A 21,759-nucleotide genomic window follows, 5' to 3' on the forward strand; every position below is an offset into this window, starting at 1 on the left:
GGTTTTCCACTGGGCTGGCTGCATGGAAGACTCCCGTTTGTCTGCTATGTACCGTCAGACAGCAGGGCCCCAGGAAAATTCTCGGAATTCCCCTACTTATCGGGGACAGAGCCTTTTTTTTATTCTACTCCGCACCCGGGGATTTCACCGAAGCACTATATTGATTTTTTGCCAGTTGTAAAAAAATTGCAGGCTATGCCGTGCATTGATTGTAAATGAGAATCATTTCTATTAAAATGCCTGCCAGTAGATAGTTTGCAATGCGAGCTCAGACCTGAAAGGCCATGCCATGAAATTCCCCCTGTCTCTCGCCGCCGTCCTGCCCGCCTGCGTGCTGGCGCTGAGCGCCTGCAGCAGCGTCGCACCATTGGCCAACACGCCAGCCGCGTCCGCTTCTGCGCAAGACGTGCGCCAGCTGGGCGAGATCGTCGATCTGCGCAGCGGCCAGCGCCTGAGCGCCGACCAATTGCTGGCCCAGCTGGCCGCTGCGCCACGGATCATCATCGGCGAACAGCATGACCAGCTCAGCCATCACCAGATCGAGCGATGGTTGGTGCAGCAATTGCAGGGCCGGCGTCCGCAAGGCAGCGTGCTGCTGGAAATGCTGAATCCGGACCAGCAAGCCAGGGTGGACAAGCTCAAGCCGTGGCTGCAGACGGACCCCGTCGTGCGTCCCGAACACGTGGCCGAGCTGCTGGCCTGGCAACCAAGCTGGAAATGGGAGCAATATCGCGACCTGGTCATGACAGTGATGCGCGCGCCATACCCCGTCTGGTCGGCCAACCTGGACCGCAGCGAAATCAAGCAACTGTTCGTCGACAAGCCAGCCGTGCAGGGCAAGTATTCGAACCTGGCCAACGATGGCAAGGTGCATGACAAACTGAAAGACATCATCCGCGTCATGCACGACAACCAGATCGACGCGCCGCGCCTGGCCGCCATGCTGTCGGTGCAGCAGCAGCGCGACCGCCGCATGGCCGAGCGCCTGCTGGCCGCGCCCGCGCCAGCCGTGCTGATCGCTGGCGCCTACCATGCGCACAAGGACCTGGGCGTGCCGCTGCATGTGCAGGACTTGACGGGCGGTCCGGCGCCGCTGGTGCTGGTGCTGGCGCAGCGCGGCGCAACGGTGCTGGCGCCGCAGGCGGACTTCGTGTGGTTCACGCCGGTTGCGGCACCTGCCATCGCCGGTGCCGAATAAGTCGTTTCACCTCGGCCGGGCGCTCTGCCCGGCACTCTCCCCCAGCAAGCTCATCCATCGCAGCCAGGTAGTTCGTCCGATTTTTTGCATGCGCATGCGCGCCTGTCGTACACGCGCGAAAAGACCAGCCAGCCTACCTCGGTCGCCAGCGCGTCGTTTGGCGCGTGCGACATCAGTGAGCTGCCCAGCACGTATCTTGCGCCTGTCGGTGCAAAACGCCATGAACAAGAGTTATTTGGAAGCGCTGAACCGTCTGAATTCGATGCCGTCGCAGTCGAACGACAATACGCCGATGAGTACGGCGCGGGGAAGGACGTATGTGGCGGGGCTGGAGTACCGGTTCTAATTTAACGCTGGGGTCAGACCCGGCGGGTCTGACCCCAAATTAGGTCAGCGTTTAATACTCGCGCGGCGTGGTGCCGTAGTAACTATGGATGGAATTGGCCCACGTGGTATCGGCCATGTTCGGCCAGTTATCCGTGTCGAAGCCGGGAGCGTTTTCGATGCGCTCTTTGTCGACATTGAGCGTGAAGCGCTTGTTGACGGTGTCGAGCAGCAGCGCTTCCCAGGGCACGGCGAACAGCTTTTCGCCGATGGTGAAGACACCGCCGTGCGACATGACGGCATAGGCGATCTTGCCGCTGCGCATGTCGATCATGATTTCCTTGATTTCGCCCAGGTGTTCGTCGTTGGCGTTGTGCACATGGTCGCCGATCAGGGTGTCGGCACCCATCAGTTCAGGACCGGGACCTTTGTGGCCGCGGTTGACATACATGCCGTAGGCGTCGCGTTCTTCGTAGCTCATGATGTACCTCCGTTGAAAAATTCCAGTCTGCGGCCGGAGCGCGGCAGGGTCTGTTCGCTCGCCCACACAAAATGAGGAGTTGAACATATTTCAATTATTGCTATTGAGTAATTTTGTTGTGTGTAGACCGCAGGAGCGGGGGCGATCGTCGACATTTGCCGCAAATTTCCGTGCGCGGGGAGCGCCGGCGGCGGGCTTTAGTGTATAATTTCAATTTCCCGCACGTGCCGTTCGGCACCATCTGCAATGACCAAATTTGTCTTCGTCACCGGTGGCGTTGTGTCTTCCCTTGGAAAAGGGATTGCCGCCGCCTCCCTCGCCGCGATCCTCGAATCGCGCGGCCTTAAAGTCACCATGCTCAAGCTCGACCCGTATATCAACGTCGATCCTGGCACGATGAGCCCTATGCAACACGGTGAAGTATTCGTTACCGATGACGGGGCCGAAACCGACCTCGACCTCGGTCACTACGAGCGCTTCATCTCCACCCGCATGAAAAAGGTGAATAACTTCACCACTGGCCAGATCTATGAATCGGTGATCCGCAAGGAACGCCGGGGCGAATATCTGGGCAAGACCGTGCAGGTGATTCCGCATATCACCAATGAAATCCAGGATTACATCCGCCGTGGCGCCGAAGGCTACGACGTGGCCCTGTGCGAAATCGGCGGCACCGTCGGCGATATCGAATCGTTGCCATTCCTGGAAGCGGCGCGTCAGCTGAGCCTGCGCGCCGGCCGCAAGAACACGGCCTTCGTCCACCTGACCCTGGTGCCTTACATCGCCTCGGCCGGTGAACTGAAAACCAAGCCGACCCAGCATTCGGTGCAAAAGCTGCGCGAAATCGGCATCATGCCAAACGCACTGCTGTGCCGTGCCGACCGCGCCATCCCGGAAGACGAGCGCGCGAAAATCTCGCTGTTCTCGAATATCGAAGAGCAGGCCGTCATCTCCGTGTGGGACGTCGACACCATCTACAAAGTGCCGCAAATGCTGCACGACCAGGGCCTCGACAAGATCATCTGCGAAGCGCTGGACCTCGATCCTGCCCCGGCCGACCTGTCGATCTGGAGCAAGCTGATCTACACGATGGAACACCCGAAGGCGGAAATCACCGTCGGCATGGTCGGCAAGTATGTCGAGCTGACCGAGTCGTACAAGTCGCTGATCGAAGCGCTGCGCCACGCCGGCATCCACACGGAAAGCCGCGTCAACATCGAGTACATCGATTCGGAAGAAATCGAAACGACGGGTTGCGACAACCTGGCCAAGTACGATGCCATCCTGGTACCGGGCGGCTTCGGCAAGCGCGGCGTGGAAGGCAAGATCAAGGCCGCCCAGTTCGCCCGTGAGCACAAGATCCCGTACCTGGGCATCTGCCTGGGCATGCAAGTGGCCCTGATCGAATACGCGCGCAACAAGGCAGGCATGCCGAACGCGAATTCGACCGAGTTCGACCTTGATACGGATCAACCTGTCGTTGCACTGATCAATGAGTGGCAAAACCACGATGGTAAAGTCGAGTTGCGCGATGAAAACTCGGACCTGGGCGGTACCATGCGCCTGGGCGCGCAGACCTGCGCCGTCAATCCGGGCACCCTCGCTGCCGAGATCTACGGCAGCGTGGTGACCGAGCGTCACCGTCATCGCTACGAAGCCAACAATCACTACCTGGCCCGTGTCGAAGCGGCTGGCCTGATCGTCTCGGCCCGCACGCCGAGCGAAGATTTGTGCGAAATCATGGAATTGCCACGCACGGGTGAAAATTCCCACCCATGGTATATGGGCGTGCAATACCATCCCGAGTTCAAGTCGACGCCACGCACCGGCCATCCCTTGTTTACCTCGTTCATCAAGGCAGCGCTGGCGCACAAAGAAGCCAACGCCGCTGCGCAATAACGCGGTCGATTGCGACAGTATTACCCGTAAGACAGCTCCCGGCCAGATAGTTCCCGCCGGGAGTTTCTTTGCCCCCTTTGTGCAATTGCGCATCAGAACGCAGTGTGCAGCCCCTGTTACGCTTAACTTTGGAGAATGACATGAGTGCTATTGTTGATATTATCGGTCGCGAGATACTGGACTCGCGCGGCAATCCGACCGTCGAATGCGATGTGTTGCTGGAATCGGGCGTGATGGGCCGTGCGGCCGTGCCGTCGGGTGCCTCGACCGGTTCGCGTGAAGCCGTGGAATTGCGCGATGGCGACGCCAAGCGCTACTTCGGCAAGGGCGTGCTGCAAGCATGCGAAAACATCAATACCGAAATCTCCGAAGCCATCATGGGCCTGGACGCCAATGAACAGGCTTTCCTGGACCGTACCCTGATCGACCTGGACGGTACGGAAAACAAATCGCGCCTGGGCGCCAACGCCATCCTGGCCGTCTCCATGGCTGTCGCCAAGGCTGCCGCCGAAGAAGCGGGCTTGCCGCTGTACCGCTATTTCGGCGGTTCGGGCGCCATGCAGATGCCAGTGCCGATGATGAACGTCATCAACGGCGGTGCGCATGCTGACAACAACCTGGACATCCAGGAATTCATGATCATTCCCGTGGGCGCGCCATCGTTCAAGGAAGCCGTCCGCTACGGCGCGGAAGTGTTCCACACGCTGAAAAAGATCCTGCACAAGAAGGGCCTGAACACCAACGTGGGCGACGAAGGCGGTTTCGCGCCATCGCTGGCCAACCATGAAGAAGCCATCAAGCTGATCATCCAGGCCATCGAAGAAGCCGGCTACGAGCCAGGCACCCAGATCGCCATCGGTCTCGATTGCGCCGCGTCCGAGTTCTACAAGAACGGCAAGTACGAAATGGCAGGCGAAGGCCTGAGCCTGACGGCCACCGAGTTCACCAACCTGCTGGCGACCTGGTGCGACAAGTACCCGATCATCTCGATCGAAGACGCGATGCATGAAGGCGACTGGGACGGCTGGGCGATCCTCACAAAGGAACTGGGCAAGAAAGTGCAACTGGTCGGCGACGATCTGTATGTCACCAACACCAAGATCCTGAAAGAAGGCATCTCGAAAGGCATCGCCAATTCGATCCTGATCAAGATCAACCAGATCGGCACCCTGACAGAAACCTTCGCCGCCATCGAAATGGCCAAGCGCGCCGGTTACACGGCCGTCATTTCGCACCGCTCGGGTGAAACGGAAGACTCGACCATCGCCGATATCGCCGTTGCCACGAACGCCCTGCAGATCAAGACCGGCTCGATGTCGCGTTCGGATCGCATGGCCAAGTACAACCAGCTGCTGCGTATCGAAGAAGATCTGGGCGACATCGCCAGCTACCCTGGCCGCGATGCGTTCTATAATCTGAAGTAAGCTGATGTAAAACCCACTGGCCGGCCGGAGATATCCGGCCGGTTTTTTAACTGAATGCCCCATGCGCCTGATTACGCTCGCCCTGGCAGCCCTGCTGCTGCTGATCCAATTTCCCCTCTGGCTGGGTAAAGGCGGCTGGCTGCGTGTTGCCGACATGGAAGCCCAAGTGGCGGTGGCCAACAAGAAAAACATGGAATTGAAGGCGCGCAACGCCAAGCTCGAATCCGAAGTGCGCGACCTGAAAGATGGCACGGGCGCCGTCGAGGAGCGTGCCCGCTATGAACTGGGCATGGTCAAACAGAATGAGATTTTCGTGCAGATCGTGCGCAAGGGACAAACCCCGCCACTGCTGGAAACGCCGGTGGACGCTGCTGCGCCACACTAAGGGTGTTCTCACTTTCCCACTTGCCAGCCTGGACCGATTGCCAGGCTGACATATCAACTGCTACCTTACTATCTTGTTACCTTGTACTGCTGCACACGACTGGCCGCATGGCGCGGCGTGGTGCCTTGCTGCTTGCTGATCAGAAACGGGCTTTGCCGGTCGAGATCAGGTAGAAATGGATGCCGGTGACCACGACGGCCACGGCGATCAGTGCGGTTTCGAGAAATATCATCAAAGTTCCTTTTAAATTAGTAGTGCCTGAATAGCTTAAAAAACGTCCAGGGCCAGGCGCCAAGCCGAAGACAGTACGAACGTACGGCAAGGCGCAGGCAACGCCGCCATGAACGTTTTTTAGCCGCGCGACGCCAGGAAGCGCAGTTCCGAGGCCAAGTTCGGCATCAGGTTTTCATAACGGGCTGCTTCCGAGTTCAGCAGGGCGATGTCGCGCATGCTTGGGCGCACATAGCGCTGCTCTTCGGTGCTGCTGGCGTTGGTGGTCGTGGCGATGACTTCCTTCTGTGCCAGTTCGCTGTACGGCTTGGAAGCGAGCAGGGCGCCCAGGAAGGCGCGCGTGGCGCGGCCCAGGTTGCTGAAATAGTTGTCGTCGTTGCTGTAGGTGTTGGTAAAAGTGGACATATGCCCTCCATGAATGGTCTGTTGTTGCATTGCACAATAATGGAGTTGACGATATATGTCTAATTTCAAATTCCAATTTCAGTAATTCAAGAAACGCATAATAAGGGCGTCGCCGCGGGCCACGCCCTGAAAATGAATTTGTGACGAAATGTTTATCCGGCGGCGATGCGTCCCAGGCCCGGATCATCACTGAAAAAGCCGTCCAGTCCCGTTTCGATATAACGCCGCATTTCCGCCACGGAACCCGCTTCATTGCGCGCATTTTCGCCATTGCCATCGCGGAAGTCGGCTGCCAGGAAACGGTTTTCCGGACGGAAGGTCCAGGTGTGCAACAGCAAGCCCGCCTGGTGCGCATCGTCGACGATGGATGAGGGCTTGGCCAGGCGCTGGTCGGCGCCCAGCGCGATGACGCCACGCGTGGGCGGTGCCACCACGTCCGCGTAGGCGGCGATGTCGCGCAAGCCGGCCGGTGTCGTCATCTGGCCGAAGGTCAGCTTGCCGCCCGCCTTGGCCACGTCCATCGGGCGCACATCGCCGCCCACCACCAGTTGCATCAGGCGCACGTTGGCGCGCCGTCCCAGTTTCTCGCGCAAATATTTCAGATTCGCCACTTCGAAGGACTGGATCTCGATCGGCGCGCGGCGCGTATATTCGTGCGCCAGCATGGTCGACAGGAAGCGGTCTTCCAGCGCCAGGCCCGCATCGCGGAAATACGTCGAGCTTTTCAGCTCCGGCACGAGGCCGATGATGCGTCCGCTGGCGGCTGATTGCGCTGCAACAAAATCGATGATTTCTTCCCAGGTGGGGATTTGAAATTGTCCATCGTACAAGGTGTTGCCGGTGCGAACTTTCGGCAACCGTTCGATGGCGCGCAGGGTTTTCAATTCCGCCAGGGTGAAGTCGTCGACGAACCAGCCCTCGTGCCATTCGCCATCGACCATCTTCTTGCCGCGCCGGCTGGCAAATTCGGGCCGGCGCGCCACGTCGGTGGTGTCGATCAGGTTGCTTTCGTGACGCGCCACGAGGATGCCGTCGCGCGTGGCGACCAGGTCCGGCTCGACATAGTCGGCGCCGTCGAGGATGGCCTTGGCGTACGACGCCAGTGTATGCTCGGGGCGCAGGGCGCTGGCGCCCCGGTGGGCGAACACCAGCGGGCGGCTGGGGGGTGTGGCCAGCAGGCCGGCGGCAAAGCCGGGTGCGCTGGCCAGGGCCAGGCCGCCCACGGCCGCCTGGACGAAGTTGCGGCGCGAAAAGTGCCGTTGCGGGAGGATAGGCTCGCGCATCAGAAATCCGCCGTCAGGGTCAGGAAGCCCTGGCGCGGGGCGATGGGGAAGGTGTTGTAGGTCTTGTCGGCCGCGCCCACCACCACGTTCAGTGAGCCTTCGCGGTTGGCCAGGTTGCTGACGTTCAAGCGCCAGCGCGGGTTTTTCAGCCAGCTGGCCATGGCCGGCAGCTTGCCCGACACGCCCAGGCCCATCAGGAAATAGCTGGGCACGGACAAATCGTTGGTGTACGTCGCGTAGCGCTTGCCCACATAGTCACCCGTCAGTTGCACTTCGATATCGCCAAAGGTGGCGGACGCCACGAACTTGTTCAGCCATTCCGGCGACCCGGGCACATTCTTGCCGGCCGTCAATACCAGCGCGGCGCCATTGTTGTAATTGTCCGCGTACTGCGAGCGGTTGTACGACAGGGCATTGTAGAACGAAAAATTGTTGCCAAAGTGCACGGTGCCGGCGATGTCGATGCCGTCCGTGCGCACGCTGCCCACGTTGGCCAGCACGGGGTTGCCACCGATGATGGAGGAAATCACGGGCGTCGGGCTGATCTGCAGCAAACGGTTGCTGAAATCGACGTGGTAGACATTGACCTGGCCATCGATGGCCGTGATGGCGCCCAGATTCAGGGCATGGCTGCCGCGCACGCCGACTTCATAGGTGAGGGCCGTTTCCGGCTTGGCGTCGCGCTTGAACAGGTCGAACGCGGCCTGGCTCGACAAGCTCCATGGCGAAGCGCCGCCGCCGCCATAGGTGACGAACTGGCGCATGTTTTTCTGGATATTGAAGTACAGCTGGTCTTGCGGCGTGAAGTCCCAGCGCGCGCCCACTTGTGGCAAGAACCATTTTTTCGTGTTGATGGTGCCGACCGGCAAGGCCGTCGAGCCGCCGGAAATGGCGCCCAGGGCCGGCTGCACGGGGAATTGGCCCTCGGCAAACTGCAGGCTGGACTTGAAGCCGGCCTGCAGGGCGATATCGGGACGGATGCGCCATTCATCCTGCAAGTGCAGCTGCACCACCTTGTTGTCGATCTCGCTGCCGTACTGCGTGATCAAAGGATTGCTGGGGCGGTCATACGGCGAAGTAGGGTTGTTGACGTCCAGCGCATACCAGCGGCGGTAGGCGGACGAGCGGTTCTGCTCCAGCCACAGGCCCGCTTCCAGCTGATGCTCGCCGATTTCCTTGCGCAGCGTGGAGATCAGGCCACCGCGCTTGATGTCGTATTCCGTGGTGCGCACGGCGTAGCCCGAGTTGCCGAACACCTGTTTCAGGTTCTGTTTCGGGTAATACACGCTGAACAGGCCAGGCAAGCCGGCCACGCCGATGGGACCGGCCACCACGCCCGCGCCGTCATCCTTGTGGTAATACACCTGGTTCGACCAGGTCATGCCTTCGGACAAGTTGGCATCGAACTTGGCGTAGGCCAGGTAATCGGTGCGCTGCGCATCACTGTAGTAATTGCGGTAATTGTTGCCGTCGGCGGCAGGCGTGGCGCCTGTGGGCGACAAATAGTTCAGGGCCGCCTTGAAGTCCGGATACAGGAAGGGACGCGTGTACGGCGCGCTCGTCTCGCCCGCCAGGTGCACGGTGCTGTCTTCGTTCGGCTCGATCTTGTCCGAGTAATTGAAGAACAGGGTCAGCTTGCCCGCCTCGCTGCGGTTGACGTATTTGGCGTTGAACTGGTCGCCGCCCTGGCGCGCATCGAAATCCCAGGCGCGCGCTTCATGGTGCAAGATGGAAAAATAGGCGCTGCTGCCGTCGCCAAAGGTGCCCGTGTCGTAGCGGGCAAACGTGCGCGAAGTGCGGTGGCTGCCCACCGTTTGCTGCACGCTGGCGCCCTGCGTGGCCAGCGGGTCGCTGGAATAGGTTTCGATGGTGCCGCCCAGGTTGCTCGTCGAGGCCGTGGCCAGGTCGCCTGCACCCGACGACAGCACGACGCTGCGCACGTTTTCGCTGATCACGGCGCGCTGCGGCGACAGGCCGTTGTAGTTGCCGTACTGCTGGTCGCCCAGCGGCACGCCATCCATGGTGTAGCCCAGTTGCTGGCCGGAGAAACCATGCACGAACAGCGACAGGTTTTGCTCGTTGTTGCCCCACGGATCGGCCGTCTGGAAGCTGACGCCGGGCAAGGTTTGCAGGGCTTTCAGGGGATTCGTGCCGGGCAGGATTTTCTGGATTTCATTCTTGCTCAAGGCCACGGAGGAGCGCGTCTTGCGCGAGGAAATCTCCACGGTGGTCATGGGGGCATTGTCATCGGCGGCAGGAGCCGCTGCGGCGGCCATGTCGGTGGCGGCGGACGCCACGGCGGCGGCCACGGCCGTTTGGGCCAGCGCCGGCAGGGAGAGGCCCGCGGCGCACGCGCCCAGCAAAACATGGAAGGAATGGCGGCGCAGGGCCAGCGTCAAGTGGGAGTTCATCATCAGCCTGTGGAAAGTGGAAAGTAAGACAAGTTGCGCAGCGTAACGGCGGCGCGTGACGGGTTGATGACGAACTGATGACGGGATGATGACAGTGGAAACAATTGCGCCGCCTGAAAGGCGGCGCGGAAGGATGATGGCGAAACTGTTAAGCTTGCTTGAGCTTAGTTAATGCTCGCTGCGGGGGGAATCAAGACTTCGGCCGGCGCATCCGTGATGAACAGCTGCGCGCAATCGACCTTGTCAAATGCGTAGTGCTGGCCGCAGAAATCGCAGTTCACACCCACCTCGCCCACTTCGTCGAGCGTGCTGTTGACTTCTTCTTCGCCCAGCATCTTGAGCATATTGCCCACTTTTTCGCGCGTGCAGCTGCAATGGAAGCTCGGATGCAGCGGGTCGAAGACGCGGATCGTCTCTTCCCAAAACAAGCGTTGCATCAGTGTCTCGATGTCGGTGGCGAGGATTTCTTCCTCTTTCAGGGTCGACGCCAGCATCACGGCGCGGTGCCACGTATCGAGCGCATCTTCTTCCGACACGGGCGTCGCTTCAGCCTTGCCGCCATGGTGGGGCAGCTTTTGCAGCAGCAGGCCGCGCGAAACGCTGTCGTCCGTGGCCAGCCACAAACGCGTGTCGAGCTGCTCCGAACGCAACATATAGTTTTCGATCACGGTGGCCATGTCGTCGCCGTCCAGCGGCACGATGCCCTGGTACGGTTGCTGGCCCGGCACCTTGTCGGCCGGGTCCAGGGTGATGATGAAGCGGCCCTTGCCCGTGGCGTTAAGCAATTGCGGCACGGTAGCGACCTCGGCAATGGTGGCGTCCGGGTCCAGCTTGGCCGTGGCGCGCAGCCGCAGGTCGGAATCGCACTCGACCACCATCAGGCGCACGGGACCGTCACCATGGATTTGCATGATGATGGAGCCGTTGAATTTCAGGTTGGCCGACAGCAGGGCGGCGGCAGCGACCATTTCGCCCAGCACTTTTTTCACGGCCGTCGGGTAGGCGTGGCGCGACACCACTTCCTGCCAGGTGTGGGAGACGTCGATAAACTGGCCGCGCACGGCGGCGTTGTCGAAAATAAATTTTTGCAGGGTATCCTGGCCGCTAACGGCTGCGCTGACTGCGCCTGTGGTTTCAGTCGTCATTCTCTTATCCAATCTTCTTGAGTTGCGTATTAAATAGCTGGCCGCGTTGCACATAGTTCACGGCGTTGCCTTGTAGTCTGGTGATATCGTCTGCCGTCAGGGGCCGCACGGCTTTCGCCGGTGAGCCGATGATCAACATATTGTCGGGAAATTCCTTGCCTTCCGTGACCAGGGCGCCTGCGCCGACCAGGCAGCCCTTGCCGATCTTCGCGCCATTCAGGATCACGGCCTGGATGCCGATCAGGGCGCCATCGCCAATCGTGCATCCATGCAACATCGCCTGGTGGCCGATGGTCACGTTCTGGCCGATGTCGAGCGGGTAGCCCGGGTCCGTGTGCAGCACGGCGCCTTCCTGCACATTGCTGTTGGCGCCGACGGTGATGCGTTCATTGTCGCCGCGGATGGTGGCGCCGAACCATACGGACGTATTCGCTTCCAGCGTCACCTTGCCGATCACGTTGGCCGTGTCGGCAACAAAAGCGGAAGCGTCAATCTGTGGCGCATCGGCGCCCAATTGGTAGAGTGTCATCGTTAGCCTATGGCGGTGGTGGAGGCGCCGGGCTGGACCGGACGCGGAAGTTTTGCTTGGCTTAGCTACTATGTACGCTATTTTACGCTGTTGCAGGGCAAGTCCTGGCGCTGACCACCAATCCGGTATAATTATCGAACGGTCGTACTTTTATAGTCGCACTATCTACAGACACAGCATGTGGCGCCATCCGCGCCACTTTCAAGGCAGGCAATCAGATGAAACCCATGAAACTTTCCCGTTCCGAATTCATCAACATCCGCGGTGCCCGCACGCATGTGCGCCATTGGGGCCGCGAAGGCGCACCCATCCTGTTCATGGTGCACGGCTGGATGGATGTGGCGGCCTCGTTCCAGTTCGTCGTCGACGAGTTGCAGGGCGACTGGCACGTGATCGCGCCCGACTGGCGCGGCTTTGGTCTGAGCGATTACACGCAGTCCGATACCTACTGGTTCCCCGACTACCTGGCCGACCTGGATGCCATGCTGCTGCACTATTCGCCGGACGCGCCCGTCAACCTGCTCGGTCACAGCATGGGCGCCAATGTGGCAGGCCTGTATGCGGGTGTGCGGCCCGAGCGTATCAGCCGTTTCATCAACCTGGAAGGCTTTGGCATGATGGCGACGCAGCCGGAGCAAGCCCCTGGCCGCTACGCCAAGTGGCTGGACGAGTTGCGCGAGCCGCCCGTCATGCGCAGCTATCCCTCGCAGCGCGCGGTGGCCGAGCGCCTGCAAAAGACCAATCCGCGCCTGCCGGACGACCGCGCCGCCTTCCTGGCTGAGCACTGGTCGGCACAGAACGAGGCGGGCGAGTGGGACATCATGGGCGACCCGCGGCACAAGCGCGTCAATCCCATCCTGTATCAGGTAGAAGAAGTGATGGCGTGCTGGCGCCGCATCACGGCGCCCGTGCTGTGGGTGGAGGCGATGGAGACGAATATGTGGCAATGGATGGGGCCGAAGGAAGAGGCACGCATTGAAATCGACCGGCGTTTGGCCTGCATCAAGGATGTGCGCTGCGAGATGATGCTGGACGCGGGCCACATGCTGCACCATGACCAGCCGGCGGAGCTGGCGCGCCTGGTGGAAACCTTCCTGGCGCAGTAATGCGCTGGCGCAACTGTGTCGCTAACGCGACTTCCATATCGGGCAAGCAGCGTACAATGAAGACTTCTTTCATGCTGAGCCCGTGCAGGGTATTGTTTTCGTATGCTTAAAGTTGACCTGCATTGTCATTCGAATATTTCCGACGGCGTGCTCGCGCCCGCTGCCGTGGCCGCCTACGCACGCAAGGCTGGCGTCGATGTGTGGGCGCTGACGGACCACGATGAAGTGTCCGGCGTCGCCACCGCGCGCACGGCCGCGCTGGACCTGGGCATGCGTTTCGTGGCCGGCGTGGAAATATCCATCACCTGGGCCGGCCAGACCGTGCACATCGTGGGCTTGCAAGTCGATGAAAACAATCCGGGTCTCGTACAGGGCTTGCAGCAGACCCGCTCCGGGCGCGACGCGCGCGGCCGCGAAATCGCCCGCCAGCTGGACCTGGCCGGCATCCCCGACGCTTATGAAGGGGCCTTGAAATTTGTCGGCAACCCGGATCTGATGTCGCGCACGCACTTTGCCCGCTACATCGTGGAAACGGGGAAGTGCGCGAATATTCCCGACGTGTTCAAGAAATACCTGTCGGAAGGCAAGCCGGGCTATGTCGAGCACCGCTGGGCCACCCTGGCCGAAGCGGTGGGCTGGATACGCGGCGCTGGCGGCGTGGCCGTCATCGCCCATCCGGGCCGCTATCGCTTCAGCGACATGGCGCAAGGCGTGCTGTTCGATGAATTCAAGCAGCTCGGCGGCGTGGCTATCGAAGTCGTCACGGGCAGCCACAGTCCGGACCAGTATCCGCAATACGCGCAGCTGGCTAACGCCTATGGCTTCCTCGCTTCGCGCGGCACGGATTTCCATGCGCCAGGCGAGTCGCGCGTGGATTTTGCCAAGCTGCCGCCTTTGCCAGCCAACGTAACCCCGATCTGGCACGACTGGTTTTAATGCCGTCGAAAATCTACTGTGCGTCGCGACTTGCGGCCTGCGATGCTCACTGTGCTAAAGCACAGCTCCGCTTCTCGGCCACAATTCACATCCGCTCGCGACGATTTTCTTAGGCATTAAGTGCAGGATGTGCGCGGGCTTGAAATTCGCCACTGCATGCTTATCTTTTAGCTATTACTCTCTTTCTGGAGCCATCGCCCATGAAACGTATCGTCCTCTTTATCGCCACCAACCTGGCCGTGATGCTGGTGCTGTCGCTCGTGCTCAGCTTGCTGGGCGTGGGCAATCCGGCGCGGGGCAGTACCCTGAACCTGGGCAGCCTGCTGGTGTTTTCGCTGGTGGTGGGCTTCACCGGCTCGATCTTTTCGCTGTTGATCAGCAAACCCATGGCCAAGTGGAGCACGGGCGCGCGCGTGATCGACAACCCGACTTCGTCGACCGAATTGTGGCTGGTCAATACCGTGCGTGCGCTGTCCGAGCGGGCCGGCATCGGCATGCCGGAAGTGGCCGTGTACGACGGCGACGCGAATGCGTTTGCCACGGGCGCGTTCAAAAATTCGGCGCTGGTGGCCGTTTCCACCGGCTTGCTGCAAAGCATGAACCGCGATGAAGTCGAAGCCGTGCTGGGTCATGAAATCGCCCACGTCGCCAATGGCGACATGGTCACCCTGACCCTGATCCAGGGCGTGGTGAATACCTTTGTCGTCTTCATGGCCCGCGTGGTGGGTTTCTTTGTCGACAATGTGCTGCTGAAAAATAACAACCGCGAAGGCGGCGGACGCGGCATCGGCTATTTCGTCACCGTCATGGTGTGCGAAGTCATCTTCGGCTTGCTCGCATCCATCATCGTGGCCTGGTTCTCGCGCCAGCGCGAATTTCGCGCCGATGCCGGTTCGGCCAAGCTCCTGGGCAGCCCCACCCCGATGATGCATGCGCTGGCCCGCCTGGGCGGCGTACCTCCGGGCGAGCTGCCGCAATCGATGCAGGCGCTGGGCATCAGCGGCGGCAATGGCGGCTGGGGCGCGCTGTTTGCCACCCATCCGCCTCTCGAACAACGCATCGCCGCGCTGCGCGGCGTACAATAATGCTAACTTAACAAGCTGGTTCGCCAGAACGCTTACACATGAGTCAATTTTTTCATATTCACCCTGAAAATCCGCAATTGCGCCTGATCAAGCAGGCGGCGCAAATCATCCAGTCCGGCGGCGTCGTGGCCTTGCCCACGGATTCCTGCTACGCGCTGGTGTGCCAGCTCGACGACAAGGGCGCCGTCGAGCGCCTGCGCCGCATCCGTGGCGTGGATGAAAAGCACCATCTGACCTTGCTGTGCCGCGACTTGAGCGAGCTGGGCGTGTATGCCAGGGTCGACAACCGCCAGTTCCGCCTGCTCAAGGCGGCCACGCCGGGCGCCTACACCTTCATCCTGGAAGCGACCAAGGAAGTGCCGCGCCGCCTCAGCCATCCTTCGCGCAAGACCATCGGCCTGCGCGTGCCGCAGCACCGCATCGTGCAAAGCCTGCTGGAAGAGCTGGGTCAGCCGCTGCTGGGCGCCACCCTGACTCTGCCCGGAGACGAAGACAGCCTGACGGATGCCGACACCATCCGCGAACGCCTGGAAAAACTGGTCGACCTGATCATCGATGGCGGCGTCTGCGCGCATGGCCCCAGTACCGTGATCGACCTGACGGGTGCGGAGCCGGAAGTGGTGCGCGTGGGGCGCGGCGACCCGGCCGTGCTGGGCTTGTAGGGGTTGGCGCAGGGCGCTCGATTTACCTAACTTTAATGGCAACGTAAGAAAGGGGCTGAGAGGCCTCTGGTAGAATCGCGGTCATGAGCGATTTCAATACGATAGTCCAGACCGTTGCGGTGTACCTGGTGCCGGTGCTGTTTGCCATTTCCCTGCATGAGGCGGCACACGGCTACGCGGCCCGCTATTTCGGCGACCCCACGGCCTCGAACGAAGGCCGGCTGAGCCTCAATCCCATCCGGCATATCGACCCTTTCGGCACCGTCCTGTTGCCGCTGTTCCTGTATTGGAGTATCGGCGTGCCTTTTGGCTATGCGAAGCCGGTGCCCGTCGACTTTGGCCGCCTGCGCAATCCGAAGAAGCAGATGGCGTGGGTGGCGTTTGCCGGCCCCGCCGCCAACTTCGCCATGGCCTTCGGCTGGATGGTGGCCTATATCCTGCTCAGCACAATGGCGCCGGCGTTTGCCATGGGCAAATACCTGATCGCAGTGAGCCTGGCCGGGGTCTCCGTCAACGTGGTGATGTTTGTCTTTAACCTGATTCCCGTGCCGCCGCTCGATGGTGGACGTATCGTCACCGGCATGCTGCCCGATGCGTTATCCCGGAAGTACGCCAGCATCGACCGTTACACGCCTTTCGTGTTCGCCTTGCTGATCTTTCTGAGCTATAAGGGCTACCTGGGTCTGGCATTGAGCGGGGTGCTCCAGCAGGCGACGTCGATCCTGTATGCGATGACCCTGCCGTTGCGAATGCTGCTCGGCTGATGCCGCCGCTGTACGGCTTTGGCAATGCAAAATTAACTGATGGAAGTACCGATGCAAGTAACTGAACAAGTAGTAGAGATGGAAGCGATTTCCGGCTGGGTGCGCCGCTGGGCGTCCCTGATCCCGGGCGGCGAAGTGCTGGACCTGGCCTGCGGTAGCGGCCGCCATGCGCGCCACCTGGTGAGCCTGGGCCACCCCGTGATCGCGCTCGACCATGATCCGGAAATGCTGGAAAAGGCGGCCGGCACGGGCATCACCACCTCGCTGGTGGACCTGGAGGCGCCGGGCGCCGCGTGGCCCTTCGCCCCCGGCCGCTTTGCCGGCATCGTCGTCACCAATTATCTTCACCGGCCCCTGCTGGAAGCCATGGTGGCCAGTCTGGCGCCCGATGGCGTGCTGCTGTATGAAACGTTTGCGGAAGGCAATGAGCAGTTCGGCAAGCCGTCGAATCCGAAATTCCTGCTGAAGGAAGGCGAAATGCTGAGCTGGGCGGTGCAGCACGGCTTGCGCGTGGTAGCGTACGAGGATGGGCGCGTGGAGCAGCCAAAAGCTGCTCTGGTGCAACGAATTTGTGCCGTCCGGCCGGATTTTCCACGGTTGGCAGCCCTGCTGCCGACGTTTTGAGCGGCCATACTATGTCAGAATGCACCACAGGCGCGGGCTATCCGCTACAATCGTTGTTTTATTTATCGGCGCTATAAACTTACTATGATCAAGGGCAGCATTGTAGCAATCGTCACCCCGATGCACGCTGACGGCAGTCTGGACTTTCCAGGTCTGCGCAAGCTGATCGACTGGCATATCGCCGAGGGTACGGACAGCATCGTCATCGTTGGCACGACGGGCGAATCGGCAACAGTCAGCGTGGAAGAACACTGCGAACTGATCAAGTTGACCGTCGAACATGCCAAGGGACGCATTCCTATCATCGCCGGCGCCGGAGGCAACTCCACGGCCGAGGCCATCAAACTGACGCGCTATGCGAAAGAAGCGGGCGCCGATGCTGTCTTGCAAGTGGTGCCGTACTACAACCGTCCTACCCAGGAAGGCATGTACCAGCACTTCAAGGCTATCGCCGAAGCCGTCGATATCCCCGTCATCCTGTACAACGTGCCTGGCCGCACGGTTGCCGACATGAGCAACGAAACCATCGTGCGCCTGTCCGCCATCCCGAATATTGTCGGTGTGAAAGATGCGACCGGCAACATCGGCCGCGGTATCGACCTGCTGCGTTTGGTGCCAGCCGACTTCGCCGTGTACTCGGGCGACGATCCGACGGCCATGGCGCTGATGTTCTGCGGCGGCCACGGCAACATCTCCGTGACAGCCAACGTGGCGCCGCGCGCCATGCACGAACTGTGCGTCGCAGCCATGGCGGGCGAGCGCGCCACGGCGATCGCCATCAATAACAAAGTTTTTCCCCTGCACCAGAAATTGTTTGTCGAGCCCAACCCGGTGCCCGTCAAATGGGCGCTGGCCGAAATGGGCCTGATGCCGGCCGGCATACGCTTGCCACTGGTGCCGCTGGCTGAAAATTGCCATGCCACCGTGCGCGAGGCCTTGCGCGACGCCGGCATCCTGTCTTAAGGCCGAACTTCAAGCCCGGACTTGACCCGTCCGGACCTTTCCTGATTCCAGCTGCTACTTAGCTTCTTATCCAGTTACGACATGACTAATTGCAAGAAAACCAAACCGGCGCCTGCCACCATCGCCGTCCGCGGCATCGTCATCGGCGCCATCGCAGCCAGCCTCGCGGGCTGTGGCATGATCAGTTCGGTAGTCGGCGGCGACAAGGTCGACTACAAGTCGGTCAAGAAAGCCGGCACCCTGGACGTACCGCCTGACCTGACGCAATTGCAGCAGGACAACCGCTACTCCCTGCCGGATGCGAAGAATGGCGTGGCCACGGCTTCCGGTTACAACGCGCAGCGCAACGCCACGGCAGGTACGCCTGTCGTCGTGGGCGCCGACGGCGTGGTGGGCGTCGTGCCTGTCTCGGCCGGTGGCGTGAAGGTCGAGCGCGCGGGCAACCAGCGCTGGCTGGTCGTCAAGCAGTCGCCTGAAGTGCTGTGGCCGCAACTCAAGCAGTTCTGGGAAGATTCGGGCTTCACCATCGCCATCGACCAGCCCACGGCTGGCATCATGGAAACCGAATGGAACGAAAACCGCGCCAAGATCCCGCAAGATATCATTCGCAGCACGATCGGCAAGGCTTTCGACGGCCTGTATTCGAGCGGCGAAAAAGACAAATACCGTACCCGCGTGGAACGCCTGGCCGATGGCTCGACCGAGATCTATATCAGCCACCGTGGCGTGGAAGAGGTGGTCACGGGCCGCGACAAGGAAACCACCACCTGGACCGCGCGGCCCAACGATCCGGGCCTGGAAGCGCAATTCCTGGCCAAGCTGATGACGCGCCTGGGCGCGGCCAGCGACGATGCGCAAGCGAAGACGGCCGTCGACGCCGCCATCGTGCAGCCGCTGCACGCCAAGCTGGTGGGCGACGCCGCCACGCCGGCGCGCGCCATCGAAGTCGATGAAGGTTTCGACCGCGCCTGGCGCCGTGTCGGTCTGGCCTTGGACCGTGTCGGCTTTACCGTGGAAGACCGCGACCGCACGCAAGGCACGTATTTCGTGCGTTACGTCGATCCTGATGTCGTCAAGAAAGATGGTTTCTTCTCGAAACTGTTCAGCTGGGGCTCGTCGTCCGACAAGGACAAGGAAGCGCAGCGCTACCGCGTCCTGGTCAAGGCCGGCAATGGCTCGACCAGCCTGGTCAGCATCCTCAGCAACGAAGGTAAGCCCGATGTCTCGCCAGTGGCAGAGAAGATCCTGGGTCTGCTGAACGAGCAGTTGAAATAAGTGGTGTGGCAGCGGCAGGTTTGAAAACCTGCCGCGCATTCAAAAGGCTGGACCGGGAAACCGGGCCAGCCTTTTTTATTGCCGATGTCCAGAGTTTTATCCTGCGGATAAAACTCTGGACGCAAAAAAGCCGGCCCGAGGGCCGGCTTTCTCTAGTGCAGGGTGCTAAATTACTTAGCAGCCGATGCAGCAGCCGAAGCAGCCGAAGCAGCGTCGGTAGCGGCCGAAGCGGCAGCCGAAGCAGCAGCAGCAGCGTCGGTAGCGGCCGAAGCAGCAGCGTCAGCAGCAGCAGCTGGAGCAGCTTCAACTACTGGTGCAGCTGCTGGGGTTTCAACTACTGGTGCTGGTGCAGGAGCTTCTTCTTTTTTGCTGCAAGCAGCCAGAGCAACAACCATCAGGGAGGCGATCAGCAGGGATTTTTTCATTTGTTTTCCTTAATTATTTCAAAAATTAAATCAATATTGTTGCGATGAATAATTACCGGTAATTATCGCTCGTTAGGTCGTCTTCGAAGGCTTTTCGTACCAGGTGGTGCCTGCCAGACAACGGAAACTTCCTAACCGAATATTATAGCGATTTTTGGTGCGTCGCAATAGGAGCAAGAGGCAAATTCGCAACTATTTTGTGATATCGCAATATTTGCCGAAGCAAATTGCAAGCAAGTGTAAGCGATTTGCGAAAGCACGACAAAACGATATAAAAATAATATGTTTCATTGTGCTAGCGCAGATGTTGTCTTTTTACCTGTTGTAATGCCACTTTGCTACGCCACCATCATTTAGCCCAGTTCGATCCAGCCATCCTGATACCAGGTATATAACGCATCCATCACATCATCGGAAGCCTGGGCCACGGCGGCGCCATCGAGCGCGCGTTCGTTGGCCAGGGTTTCCAGGGCCGTTTTATCGGCCTTGCCAATGGCAAACGATTCACCATTGATGAAGACATTCTTGCCACGATACAGCATCAGCGTCTTGCGCGACAACACGACGCCCTTTTTCTGTGCGGCGTCCGCGAAGCGGCCCACCGTCAGCGGCTTGGACAGCGGCGTGAAAAACACATTGTGTTTCGGTTCCGACAGGTGTTCGCCCAGGAAAATGGTCACGTCTTCTTCCGTGAAGCGTACCTTGTTCATTTCTTCCGTGATGGTGCTGAGCATTTCACGGGGGATTTCCGCCGGTTTGCCCGAGGCTTTCAAGTCGGGATCGCTGTAGATGCCCGGCAAGTCGATCGAGTCGGCCATGAATTGCAGGAAAGCCTCACCCAGTTCCTGGAAGGTTGGCGAGCGGAAGCCGATCGAATACGTCTGGCAATCGCCGATGGCCACGCCGTCGTGCGCGTAGTGGGGCGGCAGGTACAGCATGTCGCCCGGTTCCAGCGTGAATTCTTCGTCAGGCGTGAAGTTGCTGAGGATTTTCAGCGGCAAGCCGTCGATCAGGCTCAGATCCTTCTGCGCGCCGATGCGCCAGTGGCGCTTGCCCTGGCCTTGCAGCAGGAACACGTCGTAGGAATCGAAATGCGGGCCCACGCCGCCGCCATCGGTGGCGAAGCTGACCATCAGGTCGTCCAGGCGCGCGTCCGGCAGGAAGCGGAACTGGCGCAGCAGGGCGTCGGCCTTGGCGCTGTGCAGGTTGGCGCCCTGCACCAGCAGCGTCCATTCTTTCTGTTTCAGCGATGGCAGGCTGGTCAGCGGACCTTGCTGCATGTTCCAGTGGCCATCCGCATGGCTGACCAGGCGCGATTCGACGTGGTCCAGGGTGGCCAGCTCGGCCAGGGCCTTGAAATCGAACAGTGCCTTGAAGCCAGGCACGGCTTGACGGATCAACAAGGGTTTTTTATGCCAGTAGTCGCGCAGGAATTGCGCCGGCGTGATATCGCCGAGGAGAGTTAATTTTTTCATGCGCCCATTATAACAACCGGAAATGCAGGAATGCGCCTGCCGTTGGCGGCGTGAAGGTATAATTTGCCAGCTTATACAATGAAAGGAAGCATAATGAAGATTGCCAAAAATACGGTCGTGACTGTCAACTACAAACTGTCAGACGCGCAAGACAATCTGATCGAAGACGGCCGTCAGCCTATGGTCTACCTGCACGGTGATTATGAAAACACCCTGCCGAAGATCGAAGAAGAGCTCGACGGCAAGGAAGTTGGCTATTCCAACACGATCCAGATCGAACCGGATGATGCTTTCGGTGAATACGATCCAGCCCTGGTCAAGGTCGAGCCACGCAATCGCCTGCCTGAGCCGCTGGAAGTGGGCATGCAGTTCGAAGGCATGCCGGAAAGCGATTCGCCGGACGAAGAAGCGATGATCTTCACGGTGACCGATATCGCCGACGACAAAGTCGTGCTGGACGGCAACCATCCACTGGCCGGCATCGCGCTGCGCTTCTCGCTGACCGTCGCTGACGTGCGCGAAGCCACCGACGAAGAAATCGCCCATGGCCACGTGCATGGCGCACATGGCCATGACCATGGCGATGAAGATGATGAAGGCGACGGCGAAGAGGGCGATCACTTCCGCACCCACCCGATCCATTAATCTGGAGACGCCTGACCAAACCTACTGCGCGCAGCGGGGCGCGGCCGGCGATGCTCACCGTACTTCAGTACGGTTGCGCTTCTC

At 60.3% G+C, this 21,759-nt stretch carries 23 protein-coding genes; 15 read left to right on the forward strand and 8 right to left on the reverse strand.

Translation table 11 applies throughout. From position 1 onward, the window contains the following. From ACQ4WN_RS19525 to ACQ4WN_RS19535, 3 genes are all read left to right on the forward strand, one after another. The coding region (locus ACQ4WN_RS19525) for a hypothetical protein (RefSeq protein ID WP_436553013.1) at positions 1-219 on the forward strand (219 nt) is incomplete at its 5' end. 70 nt (positions 220-289) lie between these two features. Next, entirely contained in the window at positions 290-1,198 is a 909-nt protein-coding gene (locus tag ACQ4WN_RS19530; protein WP_436553014.1) for a ChaN family lipoprotein, read from the forward strand. Positions 1,199-1,418: 220 nt separating this feature from the next. Beyond that, complete coding sequence (locus tag ACQ4WN_RS19535) at positions 1,419-1,544, forward strand: hypothetical protein (RefSeq protein WP_436553015.1); 126 nt, start codon at positions 1,419-1,421, stop codon at positions 1,542-1,544. 51 nt (positions 1,545-1,595) lie between these two features. Here ACQ4WN_RS19535 and ACQ4WN_RS19540 read toward each other — a convergent pair whose 3' ends face one another. Next, on the reverse strand, positions 1,596-2,003 hold the full coding sequence (locus ACQ4WN_RS19540; RefSeq protein WP_219114814.1) for a PRC-barrel domain-containing protein: 408 nt from the start codon (positions 2,001-2,003) through the stop codon (positions 1,596-1,598). A gap of 246 nt (positions 2,004-2,249) precedes the next feature. Here ACQ4WN_RS19540 and pyrG point away from each other — a divergent pair, with 246 nt between their 5' ends. From pyrG to ftsB, 3 genes are all read left to right on the forward strand, one after another. Then, positions 2,250-3,902 (forward strand): CTP synthase, encoded by a 1,653-nt coding sequence (gene pyrG, locus ACQ4WN_RS19545; RefSeq protein ID WP_436553016.1) that lies wholly within the window; start codon positions 2,250-2,252, stop codon positions 3,900-3,902. A 140-nt stretch (positions 3,903-4,042) separates the two neighbouring features. Then, positions 4,043-5,326: a phosphopyruvate hydratase gene (gene eno / locus ACQ4WN_RS19550; RefSeq protein ID WP_131687539.1), complete on the forward strand. Its 1,284-nt coding sequence runs from the start codon at positions 4,043-4,045 to the stop codon at positions 5,324-5,326. A gap of 61 nt (positions 5,327-5,387) precedes the next feature. Beyond that, positions 5,388-5,711 (forward strand): cell division protein FtsB, encoded by a 324-nt coding sequence (ftsB, locus tag ACQ4WN_RS19555; RefSeq protein WP_035821182.1) that lies wholly within the window; start codon positions 5,388-5,390, stop codon positions 5,709-5,711. 351 nt (positions 5,712-6,062) lie between these two features. Here ftsB and ACQ4WN_RS19560 read toward each other — a convergent pair whose 3' ends face one another. From ACQ4WN_RS19560 to ACQ4WN_RS19580, 5 genes are all read right to left on the reverse strand, one after another. Beyond that, complete coding sequence (locus ACQ4WN_RS19560) at positions 6,063-6,347, reverse strand: hypothetical protein (protein WP_436553017.1); 285 nt, start codon at positions 6,345-6,347, stop codon at positions 6,063-6,065. Positions 6,348-6,499: 152 nt separating this feature from the next. Then, on the reverse strand, positions 6,500-7,630 hold the full coding sequence (locus ACQ4WN_RS19565; protein WP_436553018.1) for a glycerophosphodiester phosphodiesterase: 1,131 nt from the start codon (positions 7,628-7,630) through the stop codon (positions 6,500-6,502). Then, on the reverse strand, positions 7,630-10,044 hold the full coding sequence (locus ACQ4WN_RS19570) for a TonB-dependent receptor (RefSeq protein ID WP_436553019.1): 2,415 nt from the start codon (positions 10,042-10,044) through the stop codon (positions 7,630-7,632). Before ACQ4WN_RS19570 ends, ACQ4WN_RS19565 begins: the two co-directional genes overlap by 1 nt. 161 nt (positions 10,045-10,205) lie before the next feature. Next, on the reverse strand, positions 10,206-11,186 hold the full coding sequence (hslO, locus tag ACQ4WN_RS19575; RefSeq protein ID WP_436553020.1) for an Hsp33 family molecular chaperone HslO: 981 nt from the start codon (positions 11,184-11,186) through the stop codon (positions 10,206-10,208). Between the two features lie 4 nt (positions 11,187-11,190). Continuing rightward, positions 11,191-11,715 (reverse strand): gamma carbonic anhydrase family protein, encoded by a 525-nt coding sequence (locus tag ACQ4WN_RS19580; RefSeq protein ID WP_071075946.1) that lies wholly within the window; start codon positions 11,713-11,715, stop codon positions 11,191-11,193. A gap of 227 nt (positions 11,716-11,942) precedes the next feature. Here ACQ4WN_RS19580 and ACQ4WN_RS19585 point away from each other — a divergent pair, with 227 nt between their 5' ends. The 8 genes from ACQ4WN_RS19585 (at position 11,943) to bamC (ending at position 19,130) form a co-directional block, all read left to right on the forward strand. After that, on the forward strand, positions 11,943-12,821 hold the full coding sequence (locus tag ACQ4WN_RS19585; RefSeq protein ID WP_436553021.1) for an alpha/beta fold hydrolase: 879 nt from the start codon (positions 11,943-11,945) through the stop codon (positions 12,819-12,821). 102 nt (positions 12,822-12,923) lie between these two features. Continuing rightward, entirely contained in the window at positions 12,924-13,757 is an 834-nt protein-coding gene (locus tag ACQ4WN_RS19590; protein WP_436553022.1) for a 3',5'-nucleoside bisphosphate phosphatase, read from the forward strand. Between the two features lie 200 nt (positions 13,758-13,957). After that, a complete protein-coding gene (htpX, locus tag ACQ4WN_RS19595) occupies positions 13,958-14,842 on the forward strand; it encodes a protease HtpX (protein WP_353660473.1) in 885 nt (294 codons plus the stop codon). A 38-nt stretch (positions 14,843-14,880) separates the two neighbouring features. Beyond that, on the forward strand, positions 14,881-15,504 hold the full coding sequence (locus ACQ4WN_RS19600) for an L-threonylcarbamoyladenylate synthase (protein WP_436553023.1): 624 nt from the start codon (positions 14,881-14,883) through the stop codon (positions 15,502-15,504). Positions 15,505-15,587: 83 nt separating this feature from the next. Next, complete coding sequence (locus ACQ4WN_RS19605; protein WP_436553024.1) at positions 15,588-16,268, forward strand: site-2 protease family protein; 681 nt, start codon at positions 15,588-15,590, stop codon at positions 16,266-16,268. 51 nt (positions 16,269-16,319) lie between these two features. After that, positions 16,320-16,892: a class I SAM-dependent methyltransferase gene (locus ACQ4WN_RS19610; RefSeq protein ID WP_436553025.1), complete on the forward strand. Its 573-nt coding sequence runs from the start codon at positions 16,320-16,322 to the stop codon at positions 16,890-16,892. Between the two features lie 84 nt (positions 16,893-16,976). Then, positions 16,977-17,855 (forward strand): 4-hydroxy-tetrahydrodipicolinate synthase, encoded by an 879-nt coding sequence (dapA, locus tag ACQ4WN_RS19615; RefSeq protein ID WP_332862729.1) that lies wholly within the window; start codon positions 16,977-16,979, stop codon positions 17,853-17,855. An 81-nt stretch (positions 17,856-17,936) separates the two neighbouring features. Further along, the gene (bamC, locus tag ACQ4WN_RS19620; RefSeq protein WP_436553026.1) at positions 17,937-19,130 is read left to right on the forward strand and encodes an NlpB/DapX family lipoprotein; all 1,194 of its coding nucleotides are present in this window, start codon (positions 17,937-17,939) and stop codon (positions 19,128-19,130) included. A 170-nt stretch (positions 19,131-19,300) separates the two neighbouring features. On the opposite strand, the gene ACQ4WN_RS19625 is transcribed toward bamC, so the two are convergent. Beyond that, positions 19,301-19,555: a hypothetical protein gene (locus ACQ4WN_RS19625; protein WP_096237298.1), complete on the reverse strand. Its 255-nt coding sequence runs from the start codon at positions 19,553-19,555 to the stop codon at positions 19,301-19,303. Positions 19,556-19,908: 353 nt separating this feature from the next. Further along, a complete protein-coding gene (locus ACQ4WN_RS19630; protein ID WP_436553027.1) occupies positions 19,909-21,030 on the reverse strand; it encodes a JmjC domain-containing protein in 1,122 nt (373 codons plus the stop codon). Between the two features lie 93 nt (positions 21,031-21,123). Here ACQ4WN_RS19630 and ACQ4WN_RS19635 point away from each other — a divergent pair, with 93 nt between their 5' ends. Continuing rightward, positions 21,124-21,675 (forward strand): FKBP-type peptidyl-prolyl cis-trans isomerase, encoded by a 552-nt coding sequence (locus ACQ4WN_RS19635; protein WP_102123671.1) that lies wholly within the window; start codon positions 21,124-21,126, stop codon positions 21,673-21,675. Positions 21,676-21,759: the final 84 nt, after the last annotated feature.

The organism is Janthinobacterium pasteuri, assembly GCF_051380775.1.
GTDB lineage: Bacteria > Pseudomonadota > Gammaproteobacteria > Burkholderiales > Burkholderiaceae_D > Janthinobacterium.